General features: G+C 61.6%; 21 protein-coding genes. 9 read left to right on the top strand and 12 right to left on the bottom strand.

From position 1 onward, the window contains the following. Both BMH52_RS29850 and BMH52_RS23320 read right to left on the bottom strand, forming a co-directional pair. A partial coding sequence (locus tag BMH52_RS29850; protein WP_073845182.1) for a YgcG family protein occupies positions 1 to 699 on the bottom strand: 699 nt, incomplete at its 3' end. A gap of 18 nt (positions 700 to 717) precedes the next feature. Beyond that, positions 718 to 1,329: a LemA family protein gene (locus BMH52_RS23320; protein WP_014717327.1), complete on the bottom strand. Its 612-nt coding sequence runs from the start codon at positions 1,327 to 1,329 to the stop codon at positions 718 to 720. Between the two features lie 241 nt (positions 1,330 to 1,570). On the opposite strand from BMH52_RS23320, the gene bglX reads away from it, so the two are divergent. Further along, a complete protein-coding gene (bglX, locus tag BMH52_RS23315) occupies positions 1,571 to 3,862 on the top strand; it encodes a beta-glucosidase BglX (protein WP_073845180.1) in 2,292 nt (763 codons plus the stop codon). Between the two features lie 115 nt (positions 3,863 to 3,977). Here bglX and BMH52_RS23310 read toward each other — a convergent pair whose 3' ends face one another. The 8 genes from BMH52_RS23310 to BMH52_RS23275 form a co-directional block, all read right to left on the bottom strand. After that, positions 3,978 to 5,135, bottom strand: a complete 1,158-nt coding sequence (locus BMH52_RS23310) for a phosphatidylserine/phosphatidylglycerophosphate/cardiolipin synthase family protein (protein ID WP_073845178.1) — start codon at positions 5,133 to 5,135, stop codon at positions 3,978 to 3,980. Between the two features lies 1 nt (position 5,136). Beyond that, positions 5,137 to 5,718, bottom strand: a complete 582-nt coding sequence (locus BMH52_RS23305; RefSeq protein WP_003189365.1) for a YceI family protein — start codon at positions 5,716 to 5,718, stop codon at positions 5,137 to 5,139. Between the two features lie 172 nt (positions 5,719 to 5,890). Continuing rightward, complete coding sequence (locus tag BMH52_RS23300; RefSeq protein WP_014717323.1) at positions 5,891 to 6,649, bottom strand: helix-turn-helix domain-containing protein; 759 nt, start codon at positions 6,647 to 6,649, stop codon at positions 5,891 to 5,893. Positions 6,650 to 6,713: 64 nt separating this feature from the next. Further along, complete coding sequence (locus tag BMH52_RS23295; protein WP_073845176.1) at positions 6,714 to 8,156, bottom strand: amidase; 1,443 nt, start codon at positions 8,154 to 8,156, stop codon at positions 6,714 to 6,716. Beyond that, positions 8,153 to 9,463 carry a citrate-proton symporter gene (locus BMH52_RS23290; RefSeq protein WP_073845174.1) on the bottom strand — a complete coding sequence of 437 codons (1,311 nt, stop codon included), beginning with the start codon at positions 9,461 to 9,463 and terminating at the stop codon, positions 8,153 to 8,155. The genes BMH52_RS23295 and BMH52_RS23290 overlap by 4 nt, the downstream gene beginning before the upstream one ends. A 58-nt stretch (positions 9,464 to 9,521) precedes the next feature. Next, positions 9,522 to 10,697 (bottom strand): M20 aminoacylase family protein, encoded by a 1,176-nt coding sequence (locus BMH52_RS23285; RefSeq protein WP_073845172.1) that lies wholly within the window; start codon positions 10,695 to 10,697, stop codon positions 9,522 to 9,524. Between the two features lie 258 nt (positions 10,698 to 10,955). Next, positions 10,956 to 11,270: a hypothetical protein gene (locus tag BMH52_RS23280; protein ID WP_014717319.1), complete on the bottom strand. Its 315-nt coding sequence runs from the start codon at positions 11,268 to 11,270 to the stop codon at positions 10,956 to 10,958. Further along, positions 11,267 to 12,340, bottom strand: a complete 1,074-nt coding sequence (locus BMH52_RS23275; RefSeq protein ID WP_073845170.1) for a serine hydrolase — start codon at positions 12,338 to 12,340, stop codon at positions 11,267 to 11,269. The genes BMH52_RS23280 and BMH52_RS23275 overlap by 4 nt, the downstream gene beginning before the upstream one ends. Before the next feature lie 184 nt (positions 12,341 to 12,524). Between BMH52_RS23275 and olsB the strand changes: the two genes are divergently transcribed. Continuing rightward, positions 12,525 to 13,280 carry an L-ornithine N(alpha)-acyltransferase gene (olsB, locus tag BMH52_RS23270; protein ID WP_003189352.1) on the top strand — a complete coding sequence of 252 codons (756 nt, stop codon included), beginning with the start codon at positions 12,525 to 12,527 and terminating at the stop codon, positions 13,278 to 13,280. Then, positions 13,280 to 14,071 carry a 1-acyl-sn-glycerol-3-phosphate acyltransferase gene (locus tag BMH52_RS23265; protein WP_014717317.1) on the top strand — a complete coding sequence of 264 codons (792 nt, stop codon included), beginning with the start codon at positions 13,280 to 13,282 and terminating at the stop codon, positions 14,069 to 14,071. Before olsB ends, BMH52_RS23265 begins: the two co-directional genes overlap by 1 nt. Before the next feature lie 58 nt (positions 14,072 to 14,129). On the opposite strand, the gene BMH52_RS23260 is transcribed toward BMH52_RS23265, so the two are convergent. Further along, positions 14,130 to 14,708, bottom strand: coding sequence for an ACP phosphodiesterase (locus BMH52_RS23260; RefSeq protein ID WP_014717316.1), 579 nt, complete (start codon positions 14,706 to 14,708; stop codon positions 14,130 to 14,132). A 155-nt stretch (positions 14,709 to 14,863) separates the two neighbouring features. Between BMH52_RS23260 and BMH52_RS23255 the strand changes: the two genes are divergently transcribed. The 3 genes from BMH52_RS23255 to BMH52_RS23245 are packed head-to-tail and all read left to right on the top strand — an operon-like array spanning position 14,864 to position 17,443. Beyond that, positions 14,864 to 15,175 carry a helix-turn-helix transcriptional regulator gene (locus tag BMH52_RS23255; protein WP_003189349.1) on the top strand — a complete coding sequence of 104 codons (312 nt, stop codon included), beginning with the start codon at positions 14,864 to 14,866 and terminating at the stop codon, positions 15,173 to 15,175. A 17-nt stretch (positions 15,176 to 15,192) separates the two neighbouring features. Further along, a complete protein-coding gene (locus BMH52_RS23250) occupies positions 15,193 to 16,359 on the top strand; it encodes an MFS transporter (RefSeq protein WP_014717315.1) in 1,167 nt (388 codons plus the stop codon). A gap of 28 nt (positions 16,360 to 16,387) precedes the next feature. Further along, on the top strand, positions 16,388 to 17,443 hold the full coding sequence (locus BMH52_RS23245) for an alkene reductase (RefSeq protein WP_072434328.1): 1,056 nt from the start codon (positions 16,388 to 16,390) through the stop codon (positions 17,441 to 17,443). A gap of 332 nt (positions 17,444 to 17,775) precedes the next feature. Here the strand turns inward: BMH52_RS23245 and BMH52_RS23240 are convergent, their stop codons facing one another. After that, entirely contained in the window at positions 17,776 to 18,408 is a 633-nt protein-coding gene (locus tag BMH52_RS23240) for a TetR family transcriptional regulator (protein ID WP_014717304.1), read from the bottom strand. A gap of 265 nt (positions 18,409 to 18,673) precedes the next feature. Between BMH52_RS23240 and BMH52_RS23235 the strand changes: the two genes are divergently transcribed. From BMH52_RS23235 to adeC, 3 genes are read left to right on the top strand one after another with little or no spacing between them, the layout of a single operon-like run. Beyond that, on the top strand, positions 18,674 to 19,822 hold the full coding sequence (locus tag BMH52_RS23235) for an efflux RND transporter periplasmic adaptor subunit (protein WP_014717303.1): 1,149 nt from the start codon (positions 18,674 to 18,676) through the stop codon (positions 19,820 to 19,822). A 3-nt stretch (positions 19,823 to 19,825) separates the two neighbouring features. Continuing rightward, positions 19,826 to 22,987 carry an efflux RND transporter permease subunit gene (locus BMH52_RS23230; RefSeq protein ID WP_014717302.1) on the top strand — a complete coding sequence of 1,054 codons (3,162 nt, stop codon included), beginning with the start codon at positions 19,826 to 19,828 and terminating at the stop codon, positions 22,985 to 22,987. Next, positions 22,984 to 24,441 (top strand): AdeC/AdeK/OprM family multidrug efflux complex outer membrane factor, encoded by a 1,458-nt coding sequence (adeC, locus tag BMH52_RS23225; protein ID WP_003189337.1) that lies wholly within the window; start codon positions 22,984 to 22,986, stop codon positions 24,439 to 24,441. The genes BMH52_RS23230 and adeC overlap by 4 nt, the downstream gene beginning before the upstream one ends. Positions 24,442 to 24,507 lie beyond the last annotated feature (66 nt).

The following is a 24,507-nucleotide window of genomic DNA, read 5'->3' as shown; positions in this document are numbered from 1 at the left end:
GCCAAAACCACCGCCGCCGCCGCGAAAACCACCGCCGCCGCCCCCACCGCCGCCGCGCCCGCTGCTGTTGAGAATCGCCAGCAGGATAGCGCCCACCGGCAAGCCCATGCGATTGCACAGCCACAGCACGCCGATCAGCAGAATAAACAGGCCGATGGAAAAACCGGGATTATCCATGGCGAAGTTCGCATCCGCCACATGAGCCGGCACCGCCAAGGGCTCACCGCCCACCACCTGGATCATCGCGGCCACGCCGTCGCTGATGCCCTGGCTGAAATTGCCGGCCTTGAATTTGGGCAGGATCACCTGGTTGATAATCACCCAGGATTGCGCATCCGTCAGCACACCTTCCAGGCCATAGCCGACTTCGATGCGCAATTGGCGGTCATCACGGGAGACGATCAACAGCGCGCCGTTGTCCTTGCCCTTCTGGCCAATGCCCCACTGGCGACCCAATTGATAACCGTAGTCCTCAATGGGCACACCTTGCAGGTCGGGCACGGTGACCACCACCAACTGGTCGCCCGAGGTCTGCTCCAGCGCCTGCAATTGCTGGGTCAGTTGCTCGCGCACCGCCGGGTCGATCATCTGCGCGCTGTCCACCACCCGCCCGGTCAGCGCCGGGAAGCTCAGTGCCGCCTGGGCCACGCCCACGCAGGCCAACAGCCACAGCGCCAGGCCTATCCGTAATAAACGCATCGACACCTCAGTGCAGTCTTATTTGAACTTCACTTGCGGCGCTTTATCGGCATCGGCGCTGGTGGCTTCAAACGTGGCGCGGATCGGCAAATCGCTGTACATCACGCTGTGCCACAGGCGGCCCGGGAAAGTACGGATCTCGGTGTTGTAAGCCTGTACGGCCTGGATAAAGTCACGGCGAGACACAGCGATACGGTTCTCGGTGCCTTCAAGTTGCGATTGCAAGGCCAGGAAGTTCTGGTTGGCCTTCAGGTCCGGGTAACGCTCGGACACCACCATCAAACGGCTGAGTGCGCCGCTCAGGCCATCCTGGGCTTGCTGGAACTGCTTGAGCTTCTCGGGGTTGTCCAGGGTGCTCGCATCCACCTGGATCGAGGTGGCCTTGGCCCGCGCTTCAATCACCGCGGTGAGGGTTTCCTGTTCGTGGGCGGCATACGCCTTCACCGTTTCCACCAGGTTGGGGATCAGGTCGGCACGGCGTTGATACTGGTTCTGCACCTGGCCCCAGGCGGCCTTGGCCTGTTCGTCCAGGGTCGGGATGTTGTTGATGCCGCAACCGCTCAGCACGCTGCTGATCAGTAACAGCGCCGCAGCCTTGAAGCCCCAGCGATAAGTGTGTGCTGCTTGCATAGTGTTTCTCCTACCCGATCTGATGGAATGTGACGACTAACCCTATAAACCACGCGCTTGGGGCATAATCCGCCACCACTGGAATGCTTCGAGCCAATCAGCTACAAAGATGCCCAGCGCGAAAAAGAGTTCAGAGTGTGCTGCATTTATCTGAACAACACCCGAACAACAATAGACGTTCCCCACATTTTGGCCGACAGCATCTCTCTGAATGCTGCGCAGTCGCCGAAAAAGGATATTCATGAAAAAGCTGTGTTTGCTCGGCCTTGTTGCCACTCTGGCCAGCCACCCCGTATGGGCAGAAACAAAGCCTGCTGCGCTTAACGACAAGGACGCCTTCGTCAGCGACCTGCTCAAGCAAATGACCCTGGATGAGAAGATCGGCCAATTGCGCCTGATCAGTATCGGCCCGGAAATGCCCCGCGAGCTGATCCGCAAGGAAATCGCCGCCGGCCGCATCGGTGGCACGTTCAACTCCATCACCCGCCCGGAAAACCGTCCGATGCAGGACGCGGCCATGCGCAGCCGCTTGAAGATCCCGATGTTCTTCGCCTATGACGTGATCCACGGCCACCGCACCATTTTCCCGATCAGCCTGGCCTTGGCCTCCAGTTGGGACATGGACGCCATTGGCCGCTCCGGGCGCATCGCCGCCCAGGAAGCCGCCGCCGACAGCCTCGACATCACGTTTGCGCCGATGGTCGATATCTCCCGCGACCCGCGCTGGGGCCGCACTTCAGAAGGTTTCGGTGAAGACACCTACCTGGTGTCACGCATTGCCGAAGTCATGGTCAAGGCGTTCCAGGGCACCAGCCCCGCAAATGCCGACAGCCTCATGGCCAGCGTCAAGCACTTTGCCCTCTATGGCGCGGTGGAAGGCGGGCGCGACTACAATGTGGTCGACATGAGCCCGGTCAAGATGTACCAGGACTATCTGCCGCCCTACCACGCAGCGATCAAGGCTGGCTCCGGCGGCGTGATGGTGGCGCTCAACTCGATCAACGGCGTGCCCGCCACGGCCAACACCTGGCTGATGAACGACCTGCTGCGCAAGGACTGGGGCTTCAAGGGCCTGACCGTCAGCGACCACGGCGCGATCTTCGAGCTGATCAAGCACGGCGTGGCTAAAGACGGGCGTGAAGCCGCCAAGCTGGCGATCAAGGCCGGCATCGACATGAGCATGAATGACTCGCTGTACGGCAAGGAATTGCCGGGGCTGCTCAAGTCCGGCGAGATCCAGCAGAGCGACATCGACAACGCCGTGCGCGAAGTGCTCGGTGCCAAGTACGACATGGGCCTGTTCAAGGACCCATACCTACGCATCGGCAAGGCCGAGGATGACCCGGTCGACACCTACGCCGACAGCCGCCTGCACCGCACCGAGGCCCGCGACATTGCGCGCCGCAGCCTGGTGTTGCTCAAGAACCACAACGACACCCTGCCGCTGAAAAAATCCGCGACCATTGCCCTGGTCGGCCCGCTGGCCAAGGCACCCATCGACATGATGGGCAGTTGGGCTGCTGCCGGCCGGCCTGCGCAGTCGGTGACCCTGCTCGACGGCATGAACGCCGTGATCGGCGAAAAAGGCAAAGTGATCTATGCCCGTGGCGCCAACATCACCAGCGACAAAGCGGTGCTCGACTACCTCAACTTCCTCAACTTCGATGCTCCGGAAGTGGTGGATGACCCGCGCCCTGCCCAGGTGCTGATTGATGAAGCGGTGAAGGCGGCGAACAACGCCGACGTCATCGTCGCGGCGGTGGGCGAGTCCCGTGGCATGTCCCACGAATCGTCGAGCCGTACCGACCTGAACATCCCGCAAAGCCAGCGCGACTTGATCAAGGCCCTCAAAGCCACCGGCAAACCGCTGGTGCTGGTGTTGATGAACGGCCGTCCGCTGTCGATTCTTGAAGAGAACCAACAGGCCGATGCGATCCTGGAAACCTGGTTCGCAGGTACCGAAGGCGGCAACGCCATTGCCGACGTGCTGTTCGGCGACTACAACCCGTCGGGCAAACTGCCGATCACCTTCCCTCGTTCGGTGGGGCAGATTCCGACTTACTACAACCACCTGACCGTGGGCCGGCCATTCACCCCAGGCAAGCCGGGCAACTACACCTCACAGTACTTCGATGACACCACCGGTCCCCTGTTTCCGTTTGGCTATGGCCTGAGCTACACCACGTTCAGCCTGTCGGACATGGCACTGTCGTCCACCACGCTGAACAAGACCGGCAAGCTCGACGCCAGCGTCACCCTGAAGAACACCGGCAAGGTCGATGGCGAAACGGTTGTGCAGTTGTATATCCAGGACGTGGCCGGTTCGATGATCCGCCCGATCAAGGAGCTCAAGCATTTCCAGAAGGTCATGCTCAAGGCTGGCGAAGCGCGCACGCTGCACTTCACCCTCACCGAGGACGACCTGAAGTTCTATAACACCCAGCTCAAGTACGCAGCCGAACCGGGTGAGTTCAATGTACAGATCGGGTTGGATTCCCAGGATGTGCAGCAGCAAACCTTCGAACTGCTCTGATCTGAAGCTGTCAACACGGTCTGGGTGGGAGCTGGCTTGCCTGCGATAGCGGTGGAATATTCACCACCGCTATCGCAGGCAAGCCAGCTCCCACATTGGACTTGAGGTGGCCCGACTAGCCGCGCCGATCCAGCAGGTTGACCACCAACCGATCAATCCAGCCCCACACCCGCTGCTTTACCCGCCGCCACAATGGCCGCGCCTTCCATGCCTCCAGACTCACCGCCTGGCTCTGGGCAAAGTCCGCTTCGAAACTGCCCACCACCGCCGCCGTCAATCCCGGGTCCAGCGCTTCAAGATTGGCTTCCAGGTTAAAACGCAAATTCCAGTGGTCGAAATTGCACGAGCCAATGCTCACCCAATCGTCCACCAGCACCATCTTCAGGTGCAGGAAGCACGGCTGGTATTCGAAGATCTGCACCCCTGAACGCAGCAGACGCGGGTAATAACGGTGCCCGGCGTAACGCACCGACGGGTGATCGGTGCGCGGGCCGGTGAGCAACAGACGCACGTCCACACCGCGCCCTGCCGCCCGGCGCAAGGCGCGGCGCACGCTCCAGGTGGGCAGGAAGTATGGGGTCGCCAGCCAGATACGCGATTTGCTGCTGTTCAAGGCGCGAATCAACGATTGCAGAATGTCACGGTGCTGACGCGCATCGGCATACGCCACGCGACCCAGCCCCGGCCCGGTGGCGGGCACCTTGGGTAAGCGGGGCAAACCAAAATGGGTCGCCGGTTTCCATTCACGGCGCGCGGCGTTAGCGTGCCATTGCCGATCGAACAGGGCCTGCCAGTCCAGCACCAGCGGGCCGCTGATCTGCACCATCACTTCATGCCAGTCGGCGGTGTCTTGCCCCGGCGTCCAGAACTCGTCGGTAACACCGGTGCCGCCGACCACCGCAATGCGCTGGTCGATCAGCAGCAGCTTGCGATGGTCGCGATACAGGTTGCGCATCCAGCGCCGCCAATTCAGGCGGTTGTAAAAGCGCAGCGTCACGCCGGCGTCGGTCAAGCGCTTGCGCAGCCCAAGGGTAAACGCCAGGCTGCCGTAATCGTCGAACAGGCAACGCACCTGCACGCCGCGTTCAGCGGCCAGCACCAGTGCCTGCACCATGGCCTCGGCGCAGCCCCCGGCTTCGACCAGATACAACTCAAGGTCAACCTGCTGCTCAGCCCGGGCGATGCCCACCAGCATCTGCGGGAAGAAATTCGGCCCGTCGATCAGCAATTCGAACTGATTGGCGCTGCGCCACGGGAACACCGCGCCGCTCATGTCAGCGCGCCGTGAAAATCAGCACCGCACCCACCGGCACCGACAAACTGATCGACTTGAGCCCCGCCGCCTTGCGCAAGGTAGCCACACCGGGCGCCAGGTCGAAATCTTCGGCATGCAGCACCACGGGCTCCAGGGTTACCACCTGGAAACGCCGCTCATCCAGGCGCGTGGCCAGCAGTTCGGCGCTGTAGGTCTGGGTCTTGCCGTGCAGCGTGACGCTCAACGGCAGGCGCAATTCCAACTGCGCGCCGGATGCCAGGTCATTGATGGGCTGCAGATTGATTTGCGCGCTGATCTGCGCTTCGGGGAAGGTCTTGATCTCGAACAGCTCTTTACGCATGCGCTCGTCGCGCAGCGGGATGCCGCTGTTGATTGAGTCCAGCTCCACTTCCAGCCGAGCCGCACCTTTGGCGTCGACCTTGCCATGCAATACCAGGAAGCGCTGGACTTCAGCCACTTCGGTGTTTTTAGTGGTGACGAAGGACAGGCGTGAGGATTCGTTATCCAGGTACCAGTCGGCGTGGGCGGGCACGGCAGCACAGGTCAGCAGCGCGAAGACCAGAGGTTTGACATTGAACATAAAAACTCATGGGGCAAAAAACCTGGGCGAACCTTAAGCGCAATCTCACAACCGGCGCAAATTCAAATGTGGGAGCTGGCTTGCCTGCGATGGCGGTGTATCAGTGAACCATTTCTCGCCTGGCACACCGCCATCGCAGGCAAGCCAGCTCCCACAGGGTTTTGCGGTGTTTTTAATCCAGCGTTCGCTGCACTTCGCACACCGCCTGTTCAAGGCTGCCCATATGCAAATTCAACACTCGCTCCACCGGCGCCTGATGCATTGGCCAATGCAGCGCCATGCTCCCCACCAGGCGGCCATTGGCGCGCACCGGCAGCGCCACCGCCCGGATCAGGAACGGCAAACGCACAGGATATTCCCAATAGCCCTCGGTACGCTGGCCAAAGCCCTGGTGCTGGGTTTGCTCGCATGCGCGATAGTGCTCGTCTGCCGCCACATGATTACGGCCTGCCAGGCGATGTACTTCTTCGGCCGGCAATTGCGTCAAGCAGGCTTTGCCCATCGCGGAATGGAACAGGCTGGCATACTGGCCGACGATCTGGCAGTTATTCGGGTACAGCTTGCGCAACACGCTGGGAATTGCACTCTCCATGACCTCCAGGCGCTCACCATCGAAGCACGACAAATCCACCACCAGCCCGGTGCGCTCGCTGAGCTCCAATAACCAGGGGGCGGCGCTCTCCACCACCTGGCGCTTGAAGCGTTGCTGGGTATCGCCGAACAAGCGCCGGGCACGCAGGCGGTAACGTCGATCACTCAGGCCCCGATAGACCCAACCCTGTTCCTGCAAGGTTAGCAACATGCGCGACACCGTGGCCTTGGGCAGGCGCGTGAGGTAGTGCAACTCTTCCAGCCCCAGGGCCTGGTGCTCGCCCAGCAACTCGACAATTGCCAGTGCGCGTTCAACCGAGCGTACGGTGCCTGTCTCCATGTTCGATCTCCCTGTTGCCGGTGGATGATCTTTTTTCACAGCAAGATACAGGCCCGGTCAGCGCTCAACGGGTCGTTGCAAGGCACGCCGGTGGCCGGCGTTGTACCCATTGGGTCAGTTGTTCATGGGCGTAGGCCAATTGCAGCACGGCCCTGTCGGCCTGGGCCGGGCCAATGATTTGCAGGCCCATGGGCAAGCCCTGGGGGTTGAAGCCCACCGGAATGCTCATGCTCGGCAAACCGGCGAGGGTCGGGCCGATCACCACCTCCATCCAACGGTGATAAGTGTCCATTTCACGCCTGCCGACGAGGCGTGGCCAAGGCTGTTGTGCATCGAAAGGGAACACCTGGGCGGTGGGCAACAGCAGGAAATCGTAACGTTCGAACAGCTTGCCCAAGGCGCGGTACCACTCACTGCGGTCCACCGACGCCTGGTAAACCTGCTGAGCACTCAAGCCCTGGCCGCCCTCCACTTCCCATTGCGCTTCGGGTTTGAGCAGTGCGCGTTTTTGCGGGTTGGCATAGGCCGCGCCGAGGTTGCCGTGCACCAGCCAATGGCGGTGTACCAACCAGCACCGCCACAGGCGCGCCATGGAAAAGTCCGGTTGGCAGCTGTGCACTTCACAGCCCAACCTGGTGAAATCATCCAACGCCGCCTCGCACAGGCTCATCACGCCATCGTCCATCGGCAGATAACCGTTGTAGTCCCCCAGCCAACCGAGGCGTGCGCCGTTGAAGTCGCGTTGCAACGGCTGGCCCAGCACCGCCGGATCGGCCTGGGATGACAGCGGCGTGCGGGGGTCGTAACCGGCCTGGATGCTCAGCAACCGCGCCACATCCGTCACGCTGCGCCCCATCGGGCCTTCGGTGCCCAGTTGCTGCACGAACAACTCCGGCATCGGCCCGTGGGGCACCCGTCCTTGGGAGGGGCGCAAGCCGAACACGTTGTTGAACGCCGCCGGGTTGCGCAGCGAGCCCATCATGTCGCTGCCGTCGGCCACCGGCAGCATGCGTAGCGCCAGGGCCACCGCCGCTCCGCCACTGCTGCCGCCGGCCGCCAGGCGCGGGTCATAGGCGTTGCCGGTGGTACCGAACAGCGTGTTGTAGGTGTGGGAACCCAGGCCGAACTCCGGCACGTTGGTCTTGCCGATGATGATCGCGCCACTGGCCCGCACCCGCGCCACGCTGATGGCGTCCTCGCCCGGCACATGCTCGGCGAACAGCGGTGAGCCCAGGGTGGTGCGCAAGCCCCGGGTGGCCGCCAGGTCCTTGATGGCCTGGGGCATGCCATGCATCCAGCCACGGGAGTGGCCCTGGTCCAACTCACGATCGCAGGCCCTCGCCTCGGCCAGCACGGCCTCGCTGTCGCGCAACGACACCAGCGCATTCACGCCAGGGTTAAAGCGCTGAATCTGTGCCAGGTACGCCTGCATCACCTCTTCGCACGACACCTGCCGCCCATGAATGGCCCGCGACAGTTCAGTGGCATCCCAATCAACAATACTCAAGGCTTCACCTCTCTGGAAAACGGCAGCGATTTGCTCGCCCGGGGTGCCTCGCGCATGCAGTAAGTGCCCAGCAGCGTCAGCACGCACGCAAACAATACATAGAACGAGGGCGCCACCGGCGTGCCCAGCACCTTGCTCAGCCAGGTCACGATCAACGGCGCGAAACCACCGAACACCATCACTGCCACGTTATAGGCCACCGACACGCCGGTCGAGCGCACCTCGATAGGGAACTGCTCGGCCAATGCCGTCGGCGCTGGCCCGAAGAACCCGCCAATCGCCGTGCACAACATCACCTGCATCACCAGCAGGCGCTCGATAGACGGTGCGGCGGCCACCCACACATACAACGGGTAGACCATCACGAAGAACGCCAAGGTGAAGGCCATCAACACCGGTCGCCGTCCCCATCGATCCGAGAGCAAGCCGGACAACGGAATCACCACAGTCATCAGCGCTACCGCAAACATCTGCACCATCAGCACCTGGTCCAGCGGCAGGCCAAGGTTCTTGTGAGCGAAGGTCGGCATGTTCACCAGCACCACATAAAACGACACCGTCGCGCCGCAGGCCAGCCCCATCGACACCAAAATACTGCGCCGATGCTCACGCAGCACTTGCATGAGGCTCGGCGCCGGGCCAGTGGCTTGCTTGCGCGCTTCGATGAACTCTTCCGGGTCTTCCATGTGCCGACGAATCCACAACCCCACCGGGCCGATCAGCAAGCCCAGCACAAACGGCAGGCGCCAGCCCCACAAGTCGAGGGTTTCGGGCGAAAAGAAATGCGTGACCAGCGCCACCATCGCTGCCCCACCGAACACCGCCAGGCATTGCCCCACCAGTTGCCAGGAGCCATACAATCCCTTGCGATGGGCCGGTGCACTTTCCACCAGAAATGCCGTGGCACTCGCGTACTCACCGCCGGTAGCAAACCCCTGCAGCATCCGCGCCACCACAATCAGCAACGGCGCGCCCATGCCGATGGCAGCATAGTTCGGCGCGAAGGCGATCAGCGCGATGGACACGGTCATCAACCGGATAATCAACTGCATCGCCGCCTTGCGGCCTTTGCGGTCGGCGTAGATGCCCAAGAGGATGCCGCCCACCGGGCGCATGAAAAAGCCCACGCCGAAGGTGGCCAGGGCCATCAGCAGCGAGGCGTATTCGTCCTCCGAGGGGAAGAACTGCCGGGCGATGATACTGGCGAGAAAGCCGTAGACGATGAAGTCATACCATTCCAACGCGTTGCCAATCACCGCCGCCACCACTTGGCGGGTGCGCGAAACACCAGGTTTTGCAGTCTGCATGAGGAACACTCCGTTCAACCGGTCAGGGAAAGGGTCCAGCGGCAGAAAAAAGAGGTCATCAGGCCGGCTTGAGCCAGCTCTCGGCCAGCGCGCCCCAGTAGGCTGCGCCGGTCAGCAGGATGTCGTCGTTGAAGTCATAGGCGGGGTTGTGCACCATCGGCCGCGACACGCCGTTGCCGATAAACAGATAACTGCCTGGGCAGCGTTGCAGCATCCAGGCGAAGTCTTCGCTGCCCATCAGCGTGCGGGTGTTGCCGTCCACGGCGTCGGCACCGAGCAAGGCCACGCCGACCTGACGGGCGAATTCGGTTTCTTCGGCGTGGTTGACCAGCACCGGGTAGGCCGGGCGGTGTTCGACCTGCACGGTGCAGCCGAAGCTGGCGGCCTGGGTCTGGATGATCGCGTTGACCCGTTCCAGCATTTGTTCACGCACCTTGGGGTTGAGTGCGCGCAGGCTCAGGCGCAATAACGCTTGCTGGGGAATCACGTTGGCCGCCTGGCCGGCCTGCAAGGCGCCGACGGTGACCACGGCGGCTTCCTGGGTATCGATATTGCGCGCCACCACCGTTTGCAGAGCCATGACCATGCTGGCTGCCGCCACCAGTGGATCGATAGTGAGGTGTGGCATGGAGCCGTGGCCACCGACACCTTCGAGGATCACGGTAAGCAAATCCTGGGACGCCATCATCGGGCCAACTCTCAAGCCCAGATGCCCCGCCGGCAAACCCGGCATATTGTGCATGCCGAACAACCCGTCGCAAGGAAAGCGCTCCAGCAAACCGTCCGCCAACATCGCCTCGGCACCGCCCTGGCCTTCTTCGGCGGGTTGGAAAATCAGGTTCAAAGTGCCGTCCAATTGCCGCGTCGCCGCCAAGTAACGCGCGGCACCGAGCAACATGGTGGTGTGGCCGTCATGGCCGCAGGCGTGCATGCAGCCGGCATGCTGGCTGGTATAGACCGCGCCGGTATTTTCGATGATGGGCAAGGCGTCCATGTCGGCGCGAATCCCCAACGTGCGCGAGCTGCTGCCGTTACGCAGCACGCCGACCACACCGGTCTTGCCGATGCCGGTATGCACCTCATACCCCCACTCCCGCAATGACTGCGCGACCAGTGCTGAGGTGCGGTTCTCTTCAAAGCCGAGTTCGGGGTGGGCGTGGATATCGTGACGCACAGCGTGCAAGTCGCTGGCAACGTCACTGAGCCAATCCAGAATGTGCTGGTGCGGGCGCATGGTGATTCTCCTCACAGGCGGGTGGTCCCGTTCTTGTTGGCGACACATCGACAGCTAAGCGCGATGTGCGCGTGAGGACAATCAAAGGTGGTTCCACTCTGTGGAACCTCAGGGCCGGTTCTTTTTCCGAGAACCCACGCAGATAATCTAAATGTGGGACCTGGCTTGCCTGCGATGACGGCGGCACAGGCACCCGTGATGTTGACTGACCTGGCGCTATCGCAGGCAAGCCAGCTCCCACAGGGGAATTTGGGTGTGTCAGGGGTTGAGGCGGCAGCCTTGACGGTCGCCCAACCACCGCGCCGTCTGCGTACGCCCTAAACCGCTTGCCGTGACTTCACTGCGTTCCGGCGAGTCAGTGAACGCACTGGTTGGCACGTACTGCTTCACATACCCCAGGCAATACTGCGCAGGGTTGTTGGCCACATACCGGCACGAGCAATACTCCTTGGCGGTGTACGCCGCGATGATGTCAGGGAAGGCTTGCAGGTTGACGCGCTCGTGCCAAACCCAGCCCAAGAGTGCGATAAACAACACCAGTAAAACGCTGATGAACGGATGACGACGCATCATGAGCGCACCGCCGCCAGCACTCGTTTGAGCAGTTCGTTATGCCGGTAACTACCATCCCGATCATCGCCGTAACGCACGATCACCAGGTGTTCATAGGGCAGCACAAACAGCGCCTGGCCCCAGTGCCCCAGCGCGGCAAAGGTGGCGGCCGGTGCGTCGGGCCAGGGTTGGGGGGCGCCGGTGTTGAGCCACCACTGGCCGCCCGGCACAGCTTCATCCTGGCCGGCTTTGTAGCGGTCGAAGGGCCGGCGGTTGAAGGCGACCCAGTCCTTGGGCAGCAGTTGCCGCTCGCCCCAGCGTCCATCCCGCGCCATCAGTAGCCCTACTCGTGCCAGATCGCGGGCTGTGAGATAGGCATAGGACGACGCGACAAACGTTTCATCCGCATCGGTTTCCCAGGTTGCGTCGCGAATGCCCAGGGGCTGGAACAGCGCGTCCCATGGGTAGTTCATGTAAGCCTTGTGGCCGAGCATGCCCTTGAGCGCGGCGGACAAGAGGTTACTGTCGCCGCTGGAATAGCGGAAAACCTGGCCGGGGGCGGCGGCGGCTTCGGTATCCGCCGTGAATTGCGCCATGTCGGTGTGGCCACGGGTGTAGAGCATCGCCACCACCGAAGACTTCAACGGGGCGTATTCGTAGTCTTCCTGCCAATCCAACCCGGAGGCCCAGTGCAGCAAGTCGGCCATGGTTACCTTAGGGTGCTGCTTCATCGGCGGGTAGAAACGTGCGACAGGGTCGCTGAGTTTGAAGCGGCCTTGCCCATAGGCCACGCCCAGCACGGTAGCCATCAGGCTTTTGCTGACGGACCAGGTCAGGTGCGGTGTGCTGGCAGTGGTGGGTGCGGCGTAGCGTTCATAGATGATTTCGCCATCCCGAATGACCAGCAACGCGTCGGTGCGAATACCGTTGCGGGTGGCATCGTCACGGGGTGGGAAAGCGTAGGCGTTCAGGGCATCGACAGCGGGACCAGTGAGGGCTGTGCCCACGGCCCACTCCTTTTCAGGCCAGATTTCAGCGCGAGCATTCACGGCGACAAACAATAGGGCAACGCACAACAGGCCTCGGACCATGGACGCAAACTCAAGGGGGCATTCAAGCCCGCGAGCCTAGCTCACGCCAGTGACAGATTTGCGACAAGGGGGCTGTCATCCAACCGTCACCGTAACTTCATGGAGCTGACACCGAGGCTACATAGCCTGACTTTGGACAACAAAGTCGACTGGCCGCAACCTGGCCGGCACCCGGAGACTCGCTATGACTCAGATCGCCCGCATCAGCGACAAAGGCAATGAACGCCGTCTGCAAGCCGAACGCCTGGTAGGCGCACAGGCATTGCAGGAAGCCCAGGCCCTGCGGTTCAACGTGTTCAGCGGCGAGTTCAACGCCAAGCTGAAAGGCGCGGAACTGGGTCTGGACATGGATGACTATGATGTTCACTGCAGCCATATCGGCGTGCGGGATTTGAACAGCGGTCGACTCGTCGCTACTACCCGTCTGCTCGACCACCAGGCCGCCAGCACCCTGGGCCGGTTCTACAGCGAAGAAGAATTCAGCCTGCATGGCCTGCTGCACTTGCAGGGCCCGATTCTGGAGATTGGCCGCACCTGCGTCGACCCGGCCTATCGCAATGGCGGCACCATCGCGGTGTTGTGGGGCGAGTTGGCCGAGGTACTCAACCAGGGTGGCTACAGCTACCTGATGGGCTGCGCAAGCATCCCGATGCACGATGGCGGCATCCAGGCCCACGCGATCATGCAGCGCTTGCGCGAGCGCTATCTGTGCAACGAACACCTGCGCGCCGAACCGAAAAAACCGCTGCCGGCCCTGGACTTGCCGTCCAACGTCATCGCCGAAATGCCGCCGCTGCTCAAGGCCTACATGCGCCTGGGCGCGAAGATCTGCGGCGAGCCGTGCTGGGATGAAGACTTCCAGGTAGCCGACGTGTTTATCCTGCTCAAGCGCGACGAGTTGTGCCCGCGTTACGCGCGCCACTTCAAGGCGGCCATGTGATGAACCGCCTGCGCATTTACGGGCGCATCGCCCGCGTGCTGTTGGTGGTGGGGCTGGGGTTGAGCATGGCCAGTGTGTTCGGCCTGTTCGAGCGCCTGGGGGTGGCTAACTCGATGGTGCGGCGCCAGCGTTGGTCGCGCTTCTTCATGGCACGGCTGACCAACGCCCTGCCCTTTCGCGTGACGGTGCATGGCGAGTTGCCGCAAACGCCGATGCTGTGGGTGAGCAATCATGTGTCCTGGACGGATATCCCGTTGCTGGGCATGGTGGCGCCGATGTCGTTTTTGTCCAAGGCCGAAGTACGTACCTGGCCGGTGGCGGGCTGGCTGGCGGCCAAGGCTGGCAGCCTGTTTATTCGTCGCGGTTCAGGTGACAGCCAACTGATTCGCAAGCAGATGACCCGTCATCTGGAACAACAGCACCCCTTGCTGATGTTCCCCGAAGGCACCACCACCGACGGTCGCGGCCTGCGCACGTTCCACGGGCGCTTGCTGGCCAGCGCGATCGATGCGGATGTGTCGCTGCAGCCGGTGGCGATTCGGTATCTGCGCGACGGCCAGGTCGACCCGCTGGCGCCCTTTATTGGCGATGATGATTTGCTCTCGCACCTGATGCGCTTGTTTTCCAATGACCAGGGCGATGTAGAGATTCATGTGCTCAAGCCGATTGCCTGCACTGGGCAGGAACGTGCGGCGTTGGCGTATCAGGCGCAGCAAGCGGTGCAGAAGGCGTTGTTTGGGCCAGTGCCGGAAGCAGAGCAAGTGGCTGCTCGACCTGCATTCGCAGCCTGAAGCAATGTGAACACAATCCAAATGTGGGAGCCGGCAAGCCAGCTCCCACATTCAGCTCTCATGTAGTCAGTTGAGATTGCGCAAATTTCTGCAACTCTGGGTAGAACAGTCGAAAGTCCTCACTCAGGGGCTCATATAAAACCCGCAACTCCTGCATCGCATATCCTAACTCCTCAGGCTGCGTCAGCCGCCGCGAAATCCCGCGCAGCACCTGGTCCATCACCGCAAACTCGCGGTACGAGCCCAACCAATCATCCGCGGCCATATACGGCGCAATCTGCGCCAGCCGCCCCGGCAACGCGGGTTCAGCCGCCAACACCTGATACACCTGGGACGTGAAACGCTCCAGAGGCTGGTCGGCATACAGCGCCCAATCCCGCGCCAGGCAATGGTCAAAAAACACATCGAGGACGATCCCGGCATAGCGCCGGCGGGTCAGACTGAAGCGCGACAAGGCCTCGCCCACCAGCGGATGGCTATCGGTAAAGCGGTCGATGGAACGATGCAACTGGATCGCCGCTTCGATTTGCGGGCTGAACTGGCCCTGCAGGCGGCCTTTGACGAAGTCACCATAAAGGCTACCCAGCAATTGCGCAGGAAGTTGGCCGCCCAGGTGCAGATGTGCGAGATAATTCATGCCGCGCAGTCTACCACTGCCACCAACATATCGTTATAACCCGATATACCGATTCGACCTGGCCTCAGATCAAAATCATATTGGTATATCGGGATATTACGATCTAAAGTTCGCCTTATCGCGATATAACGCTTTACGACACCGAGCACCCTGCCATGTCCATCGACCTCGACGAAATAATAAAAGCCCTGGCGCACCCAGTACGACGAGACATCCTCACCTGGCTCAAAGACCCGAAAGTGCAGTTCCCCGAGCAATTGCACAACCACGAATACGGCATCTGCGCCGGGCAGATCGACCAGCGCTGCGGCTTGTCCCAGTCGACGGTGTCGGCCCACCTGGCCACCTTGCAACGGGCGGGTCTGATCAGCAGCCAGAAGGCTGGACAGTGGCACTTTTTCAAGCGCAATGAGGAAGTGATCCAAGCCTTTCTGACTGCGCTCATTACCGAACTCAGCGCACCGTAATCACCAAGGACACGTACATGCCCCTCTCGCTACTCATACTGGCCCTGAGCGCCTTCGCCATCGGCACCACCGAGTTCGTCATCATGGGCTTGCTGCCCGATGTGGCGGCAGACCTGGGTGTGTCAATTCCCGGCGCCGGCTGGCTGGTCACCGGTTACGCCCTGGGCGTGGCCATCGGCGCACCGTTCATGGCACTGGCCACCGCCAGGCTGCCACGCAAGGCGGCGCTGGTAGCGTTGATGGGTATTTTCATTATCGGCAACCTGCTCTGCGCCCTGGCAAGCGACTACAACGTGCTGATGTTTGCCCGTGTGGTCACGGCGTTGTGCCACGGAGCCTTCTTCGGAATTGGTTCGGTGGTGGCGGCCAACCTGGTGCCGGCCAACAAACGTGCGTCGGCGGTGGCGCTGATGTTCACCGGGTTGACCCTGGCCAACGTGCTGGGCGTGCCCCTGGGTACGGCGCTGGGCCAGGAAGCCGGCTGGCGCTCGACCTTCTGGGCCGTGACCGTGATTGGCGTGATCGCCTTGATCGGCCTTATTCGCTTCCTGCCCGCCAAGCGTGACGAAGAAAAACTCGACATGCGTGCCGAACTGGCCGCCCTCAAGGGCGCCGGTATCTGGTTGTCACTGAGCATGACTGCGCTGTTTGCCGCGTCCATGTTTACCCTCTTTACCTACGTCGCGCCGCTGCTGGGCGATGTCACTGGCGTGTCGCCCAAAGGCGTGACCTGGACACTGCTGCTAATCGGCCTGGGCCTCACCGTGGGCAACATCATCGGCGGCAAACTGGCGGACAAGCGCCTGGCGGCCACCTTGATCGGCGTGTTCATCAGCATGGCGGTGGTTTGCACGGTGCTGAGCTGGACCAGCGTTGCGGTGATACCGACTGAAATCACCCTGTTCCTGTGGGCCACCGCTTCGTTCGCCGCCGTGCCGGCGCTGCAAATCAACGTGGTGACCTTCGGCAAGGCCGCGCCGAACCTGGTGTCCACCCTGAACATCGGGGCCTTCAACATTGGCAACGCCCTCGGCGCCTGGGTCGGTGGCAGCGTGATTGCCCACGGTTTCGGCCTGACCCGCGTGCCACTGGCCGCCGCGGCGCTGGCCATCCTCGCGCTGCTGGTGACCCTGATCACTTTCCGTCAGGGCGCCAATGCCGACCTGGCCCCCGCGACCCACTGATCAACTTGAAAGAGAAGGTGTTTTTCCCATGACGACTATTTTCGATCCGATCACACTGGGCGACCTGCAACTGTCGAACCGCATCATCATGGCGCCGCTGACCCGCTGCCGCGCGGATGCCGGCCGCGTACCCAACGCACTGATGGCCGAGTACTACGTGCAACGCGCCTCCGCCGGGCTGATCCTCAGCGAAGCCACTTCCGTGACGCCCATGGGCGTGGGCTACCCGGACACCCCCGGCATCTGGTCCAACGATCAGGTGCGCGGCTGGGCCAACATCACCAAGGCCGTGCATGGCGCGGGCGGCAAGATCTTTCTGCAGTTGTGGCACGTCGGCCGGATTTCCCACGAGTCCTACCTGAACGGCGAAACTCCGGTGGCCCCGAGTGCGGTTCAGGCTAAAGGCCACGTCAGCCTGGTTCGCCCATTGGCCGACTACCCGACCCCGCGCGCCCTGGAAACCGCTGAAATCGCCGACATCGTCGACGCTTACCGCACCGGCGCCGAGAACGCCAAAGCCGCAGGCTTCGACGGCGTGGAAATCCACGGCGCCAACGGCTACCTGCTCGACCAGTTCCTGCAAAGCAGCACCAACCAGCGCACCGACCAGTACGGCGGCTCTTTGGAAAACCGTGCGCGCCTGTTGCTGGAAGTCACCGACGCCGCCATCGAAGTCTGGGGCGCCGGCCGCGTGGGCGTGCACCTGGCACCGCGTGCTGACGCGCATGACATGGGCGACGACAACCTCGCCGAGACCTTCACCTACGTCGCCAGCGAACTGGGCAAGCGCGGTATCGCCTTTATCTGCTCCCGTGAAAAAGAAGGCGCAGACAGCCTTGGCCCGCAGCTGAAAAAAGCCTTCGGCGGCGCGTACATCGCCAACGAACGTTTCACCAAAGACAGCGCCAATGCCTGGCTGGCGGCGGGCAAGGCGGATGCAGTGGCCTTCGGTATTCCTTTCATCGCCAACCCGGACCTGCCGGCGCGACTGAAGGCTGATGCGCCGTTGAACGAGCCGCATCCGGAGACCTTCTATGGCAAAGGCCCGGTGGGTTATATCGACTACCCGACGCTGCCGATCTAACGTAACCCGCAAACCCAATACTGTAGGAGCGAGCTTGCTCGCGAAAAACGTCAACAATAACGCGCGCTTCCTGAACGAACGCGGCGCCTGTTAGTTTTTCGCGAGCAAGCTCGCTCCTACAGTGTCAGGGGCAAGTCTCCCTCCCACATTTGTGCCCCCTGGAAACATCGCTTCACAGAACGGCAACAATATCGCTACAAAATACTTAGCCGGCTACCTATCAACCGCCCGCCATGCCGTATATAAAGTCACCCCACAAATCAGGCAGAAGGACGATTGACCGTCCTTAGGCTTTACTGTTGACACAACGGGTTGCAATTACGCATTTTGTTTCAATTGCGCAGGCTGGGGCTCAGGCGCAGCATGTCCAGCCCTATGTCAGCCCAGCGCTCGGCGTCCTGGTGCAGTTCAAAGCTATCGGGGACCAGCAGCCACTGGCCGATCAAACCGTGGATGAAGGCATGTATGCAGACAGCCCCACGGGTGGTGTCGAGATTTTCAGGCAGTTGCCCGCGATTGACCGCGTTACGCAACGTCAGGCTGATACGCAGGTTGCATTCCAGGCTGTGGGTCTGGCGTTGGCGGCGCATGTCGCACATTTCATCGGTGAACTCGCACTTATGAAACAGAATCTCGTTGATGCGCCGGGTTTTCGGGTCCAGGGCCACTTCATGGTAGAGATGAATCAGCAGCTTGCGCATACAGCCGAGCGGGTCGGCTTCATCCTCGCTTTCACTCGCCCGGGCCAGTTCGTCCAGCGGTTCGTGCAGCGTGTCGAGCAGGGCCTGGAGCAAATCGGACTTATTGCTGAAATGCCAATAGATAGCCCCGCGCGTCACCCCTGCCAGCGCGGCGATGTCCGCCAGGGTGGTGCGCGCCACGCCACGCTCATAAAAGGCTTGCTCGGCGGCTTGGAGAATCTGGCTGCGCGTTTCCTGAGCTTCCTCTTTGGTGCGACGAACCATGGCAGTAAAACCTCAATCAGGACACTGTGGATGGTACTTGACCATCATCTGAATAATTGTGGGACGACGCCGTCATGGGCGCCGAACGTACTAGAATCGAGGCTTGCAGCGGTGCTTTGTCAGCATTGCGCGAAGCCTGTCAAGAGTTTACAAACAACCATGAACGTAAGTATATTGCGTAGCAAGCTACTTATCCACTCACGGCTTGTTTTTTACCCTTCCACACTTCTTGTGCGCACTCTGCGCGCCTGACCCGAGGATCTTCATGCAACTTAAGCCAGCTGTTACCGCTCTGGTCACTGCCGTCGCCCTGGCATCGCTGCTCAGCGGATGTAAAAAGGAAGAAGCGGCACCGCCCGCTCAAACCCCTCAGGTCGGCGTGGTCACCATTCAACCGCAAGCCTATACCCTGACCACCGAGCTGCCAGGCCGCACCACGGCCTTCCGCATTGCGGAAGTCCGGCCGCAGGTCAACGGCATCATTCTCAAGCGCCTGTTCAAGGAAGGCGCCGACGTGAAGGAAGGGCAACAGCTCTACCAGATCGACCCGTCGGTGTATGAAGCCACGCTCAAAAGCGCACAGGCGAGCCTGACCCAGACCAAATCCATCACCGATCGCTACAAGCAATTGGTCGAGGAGCAGGCCGTCAGCCGTCAGGAATACGACACCGCCGTTGCCAACCGCATGACTGCCGAGGCAAACGTTCAAACCGCCCAGATCAACGTGCGCTACACCAAGGTGTACGCGCCGATCTCCGGGCGTATTGGCCGTTCTTCGGTCACCGAAGGCGCACTGGTCAGCAATGGCCAGGCCGACGCCATGGCGGTGATCCAGCAACTGGACCCGATCTACGTCGACGTCACGCAATCTTCAGCTGAAATGCTCAAGCTGCGTCGCGACCTGGCCAGTGGCCAACTGGAAAAAGCCGGCGACAACGCTGCCAAGGTCAAGCTGACCCTGGAAGACGGCACGGCCTACGCCCAGGACGGCAAGCTCGAGTTCTCCGAAGTGTCGGTCGACCAGACCACCGGTTCCGTGACCCTGCGCGCCGTGTTCCCCAACCCTGACCACGTGCTGCTGCCGGGCATGTTCGTCCACGCCCAGTTGCTGGCCGGTGTGAACAGCAAGGCCATCCTGGCTCCGCAACAAGGCGTGACCCGTGACCTGCGCGGCATTCCGACGGCGCTGATCGTGAACAAGGACAACAAGGTCGAGCAACGTGAACTGGTTGCCAACCGTACCGCCGGTGCCTACTGGCTGGTGGAAAAAGGCCTCAATGCCGGTGATCGCGTCATCACCGAAGGCTTGCAGTACGTCAAGCCAGGCGCCGAGGTGAAGGTCACGGAAGCCTCCAACGCTAAACCCGCCGGTACTGCCGCAGCGCCTGCTGCCGCTGCTGGTCAAGGGGAGTAATCCATGTCGAAATTTTTTATCGACCGTCCCATTTTCGCCTGGGTAATTGCCCTGGTGATCATGCTGGTCGGGGCACTCTCGATCCTGAAGTTGCCCATCAACCAATACCCGGCCATTGCGCCAACGGCCATTGATATCCAGGTGACCTACCCAGGTGCGTCCGCACAAACCGTGCAGGACACCGTGGTGCAGGTCATCGAGCAACAGCTCAACGGTATCGACAACCTGCGTTATGTCTCCTCGGACAGTAACTCCGACGGCAGCATGACCATCACCGTGACGTTCAACCAGGGTACCAACCCGGATATCGCCCAGGTCCAGGTACAGAACAAGCTGAACCTGGCCACCCCACTGCTGCCGCAAGAAGTGCAGCAACAGGGTATCCGTGTGACCAAGTCGGTGAAGAACTTCCTGATGGTGATCGGTCTGGTGTCGGAAGACGGCAGCATGACCAAGGACGACCTCTCCAACTACATCGTGTCCAACATCCAGGACCCGATCTCCCGTACCGCGGGGGTGGGTGACTTCCAGGTGTTCGGTTCGCAGTACGCCATGCGTATCTGGCTCGACCCGGCCAAACTGAACAACTACCAGCTCACGCCCGTGGACGTCAGCAATGCCATCAAGGCCCAGAACGTGCAGGTGGCCACCGGCCAACTGGGCGGCCTGCCTGCCCTGCCCGGCACCCAGCTGAACGCCACGATCATCGGCAAGACGCGCCTGCAAAGCACCGAGGAATTCGCCAAGATCCTGATGAAGGTGAACACCGACGGCTCCCAGGTTCGCCTGGGTGACGTCGCGCGCATCGAACTGGGCGGCCAGAACTACAGCATCAGTGCACAGTTCAACGGCAAGCCGGCTTCGGGTATGGCGATCAAGCTGGCGGCCGGTGCCAACGCCCTGGACACTGGCAAGGCCATCCGCGAAACAGTCAAGTCCCTGGAGCCGTTCTTCCCGCCTGGCATGAAGGCGGTGGTGCCTTATGACACCACGCCGGTCGTGACCGAGTCGATCTCCGGTGTGGTTCACACCCTGGTCGAAGCGATTGTGTTGGTGTTCCTGGTGATGTTCCTGTTCCTGCAGAACTTCCGTGCCACCATCATCACCACCATGACCGTACCGGTGGTATTGCTGGGTACCTTCGGGATCCTGGCGGCGTGCGGCTTCACCATCAACACCTTGACCATGTTCGGCATGATCCTGGCCATCGGCTTGCTGGTGGACGATGCCATCGTCGTGGTGGAAAACGTCGAACGGGTAATGGCTGAGGAGCACCTGTCGCCCAAGGAAGCAACGATCAAGTCCATGGGCCAGATCCAGGGCGCCCTGGTGGGTATTGCCCTGGTACTGTCGGCGGTACTGCTGCCGATGGCGTTCTTCGGTGGTTCTACCGGTGTGATCTACCGGCAGTTCTCCATCACCATCGTTTCGGCGATGGCGTTGTCGGTGCTGGTTGCCCTGATCTTCACCCCGGCGTTGTGCGCCACCATGCTCAAGCCGATTGATCCGGAAAAACACGGCCAGCCCAAGCGCGGCTTCTTCGGCTGGTTCAACCGCACCTTCGACCGTGGCGTACTCAAGTACGAGCGCGGCGTGGGCGGCATGATCAAGCACAAGATCCCGGCATTCCTGGTGTACGCGCTGATCCTGGCCGGCATGATCTGGATGTTCACCCGTATTCCAAGCGCGTTCCTGCCTGAGGAAGACCAGGGTGTGATCTTCGCCCAGGTGCAGACACCGGTCGGCGCTTCGGCTGAGCGCACGCAAAAAGTCGTCGACGACATGCGCGCCTTCCTGCTGAACGACAAGGAAGGCGAGCCAGGCGAAGGCAAGGCAGTGAAATCGGTGTTTACCGTGAACGGCTTCAACTTTGCTGGCCGTGGCCAGAGCTCGGGTCTTGCGTTCGTGATGCTCAAGCCGTGGGACGAGCGGGATTCGAGCCAGTCGGTGTTCGAAGTGGCTAAGCGTGCCCAGGGTTACTTCTTCGGGGCCTTCAAGGACGCCATGGTATTTGCCATCGTGCCGCCTTCGGTGCTGGAGCTGGGTAACGCCACCGGTTTTGACGTGTTCCTGCAAGACCAGGGTGGCGTCGGCCACGACAAGCTGATGGCTGCACGTAACCAGTTCCTGGGCGCTGCGGCACAAAGCAAGGTGCTGGCCGGCGTACGCCCTAACGGCGTGAACGATGAGCCGCAGTACGAGCTGACCGTTGACGACGAGAAGGCCAGTGCCCAAGGCATCAGCCTCGCCGATATCCAGCAGACCCTGGCCATTGCCTTGGGTGGTAGCTACATCAACGACTTCATCGACCGTGGTCGCGTGAAGAAGGTGTATGTACAAGGTGACGCCGCCAGCCGCATGTCGCCTGAAGATCTGGACAAATGGTACGTGCGCAGCAACGACGGGAAAATGGTGCCGCTGTCGGCTATCTCGTCGGGCCAGTGGATCTACGGTTCGCCCAAACTTTCGCGATACAACGGTGTAGCGGCGATGGAAATCCTCGGTACCCCGGCACCGGGCTACAGTACCGGTGATGCGATGGCCGAAGTCGAACGCATTGCCAAAGAACTGCCGGCCGGTGTCGGTTATGCCTGGACAGGCCTGTCGTACGAAGAACGCCTTTCCGGTTCCCAGGCGCCAGCCCTGTACGCACTGTCGCTTTTGGTCGTGTTCCTGTGCCTGGCAGCACTGTACGAAAGCTGGTCGATTCCGATTGCGGTGATTCTGGTTGTGCCACTGGGTGTGATCGGTGCACTGATCGCCACCAGCATGCGCGGCTTGTCCAACGACGTGTTCTTCCAGGTGGGCCTGTTGGTGACGGTGGGCCTGGCGGCGAAAAACGCCATCCTCATCGTGGAATTCGCCAAGGAACTGCACGAGCAAGGCAAAGGCATCGTCGAGGCGGCTATCGAAGCGTCCCGTATGCGTCTGCGCCCGATCATCATGACCTCGTTGGCGTTCATGCTCGGCGTACTACCGCTGGCAATCTCCACCGGCGCCGGCTCAGGCAGCCAGCACGCAATCGGTACCGGCGTTATCGGCGGTATGATCACGGCCACTGTGCTGGCGATCTTCTGGGTGCCGCTGTTCTACGCAACCGTGTCCGCCGCTGGCGAACGCAAAAAGAAAGACACTACTGAAACTCCTAAAGAGGCTGGCCAATGAGCAAGTCGCTACTTTCCCTAGCCGTCACCGCATTCGTGCTCAGTGGCTGCTCGCTGATACCTGACTATCAGCGCCCCGAAGCGCCGGTGGCCGCGCAGTTCCCGCAGGGGCCGGCGTATTCGTCGGCCCAGGCGCCGAGCCAGGCCGCTGCCGAGCAAGGCTGGAAGCAGTTTTTCCATGACCCTGCCCTGCAACAGCTGATCCAGACCGCGTTGGTGAACAACCGTGACCTGCGTGTCGCGGCGCTGAACATCGACGCCTATGCGGCGCAATATCAAATCCAGCGTGCCGACCTGTTCCCGGCCGTGTCGGCCACCGGTAACGGCAGCCGTTCGCGCACCCCGGCCAAGCTGTCGCAGACCGGCGAATCGACCATCGCCAGCCAGTACTCGGCGGGCCTTGGGATCAGCTCTTATGAGCTGGACCTGTTCGGTCGCGTGCGCAGCCTCAGTGAAGAAGCGCTGCAGAAGTACTTCGCCACTGAAGAAGCACGTCGCAGCACCCAAATCAGCCTGGTGGCCAGCGTGGCGAATGCCTACCTGACCTGGCAGGCCGACAAGGAGCTGCTCAAGCTGACCCAGGACACCCTGGCCGCGTTCGAGCAAAGCTACAAGCTCACCTCGCGCAGCAATGAAGTCGGCGTGGCCTCGGCCCTCGACCTCAGCCAGGCACGCACCTCGGTGGAAAACGCCCGTGTGCAACTGGCGCGTTACACCCGCCAGGTGGCCCAGGACGAAAACAGCCTGACCCTGCTGCTGGGCACCGGCCTGCCGGCGAATATCGCCAGCAAGCCGCTGTCCGATGACCTGCTCAGCGAAGTGCCCGCCGGGTTGCCATCGGACCTGCTGCAACGTCGTCCCGATATTGTGCAGGCCGAGTACAACCTCAAGGCCGCCAACGCCAACATCGGCGCGGCCCGTGCGGCGTTCTTCCCGAGCATCAGCCTGACCGCCAGCGCCGGTACTGCCAGCCCTACCCTGGGTGGCCTGTTCAAAGGCGGTTCGGGAACCTGGGCGTTTGCCCCGCAGATCAACATCCCGATCTTCAACGCCGGTAGCCTGCGCGCAAGCCTGGACTACTCGAAGATCCAGAAAGAGATCAACGTGGCCAACTACGAGAAGGCCATCCAGACCGGCTTCCAGGAAGTCTCCGACGGCCTGGCCGCGCGTGCGACCTACAAGCAGCAACTGGATGCCCAGCGCGGCTTCGTCGAGGCTAACCAGGATTACTACCGCCTGGCCGAGCGTCGCTACCGCATTGGTGTCGACAGCAACCTGACCTTCCTCGACGCCCAGCGCCAACTGTTCAGTGCCCAGCAATCGCTGATCACCGACCGCCTGGCGCAGCTCACCAGCGAGGTCAACCTGTACAAGGCCCTCGGCGGTGGCTGGAACGAGCAGACTGCGAAGAACGAGCCGTTGAAAGAACAAGCACCGCCGTTGAAGTTGTTCTGATAGCGCGGGTGTGAAAACCGCTTCCCTCACCGGAAGCGGTTTTTTTATGCCTGCATTGTTGCCCTT

This window comes from Pseudomonas sp. BTN1 (genome assembly GCF_001907715.1).
Lineage (GTDB): Bacteria > Pseudomonadota > Gammaproteobacteria > Pseudomonadales > Pseudomonadaceae > Aquipseudomonas > Aquipseudomonas paracarnis.
Note: the sequence above shows the minus strand (reverse complement) of the source record. Positions and strands in the feature narration are given on the sequence as shown.

Bases quoted from the DNA above. Each gene is read 5' to 3' on its own strand.
- BMH52_RS23320 (WP_014717327.1), bottom strand. From the start codon at position 1,329: ATGCAAGCAGCACACACTTATCGCTGGGGCTTCAAGGCTGCGGCGCTG.
- bglX (WP_073845180.1), top strand. From the start codon at position 1,571: ATGAAAAAGCTGTGTTTGCTCGGCCTTGTTGCCACTCTGGCCAGCCAC.
- BMH52_RS23310 (WP_073845178.1), bottom strand. From the start codon at position 5,135: ATGAGCGGCGCGGTGTTCCCGTGGCGCAGCGCCAATCAGTTCGAATTG.
- BMH52_RS23305 (WP_003189365.1), bottom strand. From the start codon at position 5,718: ATGTTCAATGTCAAACCTCTGGTCTTCGCGCTGCTGACCTGTGCTGCC.
- BMH52_RS23300 (WP_014717323.1), bottom strand. From the start codon at position 6,649: ATGGAGACAGGCACCGTACGCTCGGTTGAACGCGCACTGGCAATTGTC.
- BMH52_RS23290 (WP_073845174.1), bottom strand. From the start codon at position 9,463: ATGCAGACTGCAAAACCTGGTGTTTCGCGCACCCGCCAAGTGGTGGCG.
- BMH52_RS23285 (WP_073845172.1), bottom strand. From the start codon at position 10,697: ATGCGCCCGCACCAGCACATTCTGGATTGGCTCAGTGACGTTGCCAGC.
- BMH52_RS23280 (WP_014717319.1), bottom strand. From the start codon at position 11,270: ATGATGCGTCGTCATCCGTTCATCAGCGTTTTACTGGTGTTGTTTATC.
- BMH52_RS23275 (WP_073845170.1), bottom strand. From the start codon at position 12,340: ATGGTCCGAGGCCTGTTGTGCGTTGCCCTATTGTTTGTCGCCGTGAAT.
- olsB (WP_003189352.1), top strand. From the start codon at position 12,525: ATGACTCAGATCGCCCGCATCAGCGACAAAGGCAATGAACGCCGTCTG.
- BMH52_RS23265 (WP_014717317.1), top strand. From the start codon at position 13,280: ATGAACCGCCTGCGCATTTACGGGCGCATCGCCCGCGTGCTGTTGGTG.
- BMH52_RS23260 (WP_014717316.1), bottom strand. From the start codon at position 14,708: ATGAATTATCTCGCACATCTGCACCTGGGCGGCCAACTTCCTGCGCAA.
- BMH52_RS23255 (WP_003189349.1), top strand. From the start codon at position 14,864: ATGTCCATCGACCTCGACGAAATAATAAAAGCCCTGGCGCACCCAGTA.
- BMH52_RS23250 (WP_014717315.1), top strand. From the start codon at position 15,193: ATGCCCCTCTCGCTACTCATACTGGCCCTGAGCGCCTTCGCCATCGGC.
- BMH52_RS23245 (WP_072434328.1), top strand. From the start codon at position 16,388: ATGACGACTATTTTCGATCCGATCACACTGGGCGACCTGCAACTGTCG.
- BMH52_RS23240 (WP_014717304.1), bottom strand. From the start codon at position 18,408: ATGGTTCGTCGCACCAAAGAGGAAGCTCAGGAAACGCGCAGCCAGATT.
- BMH52_RS23235 (WP_014717303.1), top strand. From the start codon at position 18,674: ATGCAACTTAAGCCAGCTGTTACCGCTCTGGTCACTGCCGTCGCCCTG.
- BMH52_RS23230 (WP_014717302.1), top strand. From the start codon at position 19,826: ATGTCGAAATTTTTTATCGACCGTCCCATTTTCGCCTGGGTAATTGCC.
- adeC (WP_003189337.1), top strand. From the start codon at position 22,984: ATGAGCAAGTCGCTACTTTCCCTAGCCGTCACCGCATTCGTGCTCAGT.